Annotated in this window: 2 protein-coding genes; one reads left to right on the top strand and one right to left on the bottom strand. The window is 67.1% G+C overall.

The features are described 5' to 3' along the window. Positions 1-471: 471 nt before the first annotated feature. The gene (locus tag VXC91_RS44585) at positions 472-1,353 is read right to left on the bottom strand and encodes an NmrA family NAD(P)-binding protein (RefSeq protein WP_329513046.1); all 882 of its coding nucleotides are present in this window, start codon (positions 1,351-1,353) and stop codon (positions 472-474) included. A 604-nt stretch (positions 1,354-1,957) separates the two neighbouring features. Here VXC91_RS44585 and VXC91_RS44590 point away from each other — a divergent pair. Further along, on the top strand, positions 1,958-2,378 hold a 421-nt coding region (locus tag VXC91_RS44590), incomplete at its 3' end, for a PAS domain-containing protein (RefSeq protein WP_329513047.1).

Consider the following 2,378-nt stretch of genomic DNA (forward strand, 5'->3'; position numbering starts at 1 on the left):
GGGCCAGGAAAGGCCGCGGGCAATGTGCCTGGCCTCCCGCCTGTATAGTTTGAAAATCAAACTATACAGCTTGCTGCATGCCTCTCGGAGAGAGGGTCGGGGACGCGAACTGAGGTGATCTGCGAGCGGAGTAGCCGCCACTTGGCCTGGACCGGCCTGCAAAAGGTCACGTTCCATGGCGGCGACCATCGCTCTCTCGCCAGACCGCCATATCCCACTGGAACTCTTTGACCAGGGCGTGGTCGCGCCTGCGGCAGAAGCATGCGCATGCCCGGTCCCACGGGATCAAGTAGCTGCCATCGCCCGCCACTTGACGCCTTGTCCACGAGGTAGCGGACCGCATGGAGCCTCGCGCGGTGGCAGTACGCCTCCGGCCCGCTGCCCGGCCGCGTATCGAGCAACGGCTCGTAGGGACTCCGTCGGCTGCCCTGTTGGTAGTAGCAGCGACAACTCCTCGCGGTGGGACCCTCGTCAGTGGGCCGTCATGGCATCCCGGTGCCGTGCCGCGTACGCTTCGACACTCAATGGCTCTGTGCCGCCCACGTCCCGCACGACGTTGTTCGTCCCGGCGAACACACCGTTCTGGTAATCGACGACGACGTTTCGCAGGTGCTGCACGGTGTGCGGGTGCCAGCCCCGGGCCTCCAATGTGCGGACGAAGGCGTCGACGTCTACTGGCTCGTATCGCACGGGGCGTCCCAGCGTTCGCGCGAGGGCCGCGGCGATCTCGTCGTAGTCCAGTTCCTTCGGCCCGTGCAGCGGATAGATGCGACCGGCGTGCGGCTGTGGGTCGGCAAGGATGGCAGCGATGACCCTGCCCTGGTCCTCGGCGGCGATCGGAGCGTGCCTGCCATGCCCCATGGGGAGACGCAACAGACCCTCTCGTCCGCTCCAGTCCCCGAAGACGAGCAGCCACTCGGCGAAGAAGGTCGGCCGCAGGTGGGTCGCGGGTACCGGATAGTGGTCCAGTAGACGCTCGGCAAGCCAGTGGTGGCGAGCGGCGTTGCTGGTCGCCTCGCGGCGCGCGGAAATCTGGGACATGTTGACGACGGCTTCCACCCCGTTGTCCGCTGCTGCCTGCGCGAAGACCGTAGTGGCCTCGATCAGGCCGGGCATGATCGGGTAGGTGAAGTACGCACTGCGCACCCCACGGGTCACCGCGGTCATCGCATCCAGATCCAGCAGGTCCCCAACGGCAACTTCAGCGCCCAAGTCTTCCAGTTGGCGAGAACGCTCGTCATGCCGGTGGACGAGAGCGCGCACGGGCAGCCCGGACTCCCTGAGGAAGCGCACAGCGTGCCGTCCGGTCTTTCCCGTAGCGCCGGTGACGAGAACCGGTTGCATGTCAGTCATTGGAAACTCCACTTCGGTGAACTGGGGAGGGGTGCCGTCGCGCTGTACCGCGTGGCTGGTGGTACGCGCACGTGCGCGGTGGTGGCCGCTGAGGGTCGCAGGGTGGGGGCGAGGAGCTCCACGGGGTGGACGTGCGCGAGGGCCGCCGTTCGACTTGCTCTTCCCCACGGGGTACGTACGGCTTCGACGATGACCGCGTCACGCATGCGGGCCTCCCTGGCACGGGGCGATCACCTGGCCGCCCGGCACGATGACCGGTGATCTAAACCCACCATAACCACATGGGTTGGAAAATCAAACCCTATCTTCCAAATGGATACACTCGCTTAATCCATTAGCTTAGGGGTATCGTGGAGGCATGATGACCGAGGCTGGGGCCACGAGCGCGACGTTGGGGGGCATCGGCGAGGTCTGGCGCCCGGACGCGTCCCATGGCCTCACGGCCGCGCATCGGGATCGCGTCGGCCGGGGTTGCCGGGAACAGGGTGGGGCACCGGGTGCCGCAGCCTGCGCAGGGCGCCAGGACGCTGACCCGGCACCGCACGGCCGGGGCAATCGCGTCGCCTCCAGCGCGCTCTGCAGATCCACCTGACGGGAGGAACCCGTGCCCAACACTCTCCACACCCTCAGTGAGAAAGCCAACCACCGCGAGATACCCGACGCTGCGATTGCGATGCTCGACGCCGATGGGATGGTGGTCGGGTGGACGGACACCGCGCAGCGCCTTGTCGGATACTCGGCCGGGGAGGTGGTGGGCCGGTCCGTCTCGGTGGTGCTGCCGTTCGCCCAGAGCGCGTTGCGGTCGGGGGAGTTCGCGGAGCAGTGCCGTGCCCGGGGTGGCTGGTCCGGCATCACGGCGGTCCGTCACCGCGACGGTCGCACGCTCAATGTGAGCCTGCAGATCTCGCAGTTGTGGGGGCAGGGTGGAGCGGTTCGCTGGCTCGTCTGCGGGACCGACATGGCAGCGCTCTCTTCGGTGGCGAGCACCGGATCGGTGCGGGAGTCGATTCTCACCCGCACACCGG

The sequence above is a fragment of the Streptomyces chiangmaiensis genome (assembly GCF_036281785.1).
Taxonomy (GTDB): domain Bacteria; phylum Actinomycetota; class Actinomycetes; order Streptomycetales; family Streptomycetaceae; genus Streptomyces; species Streptomyces chiangmaiensis.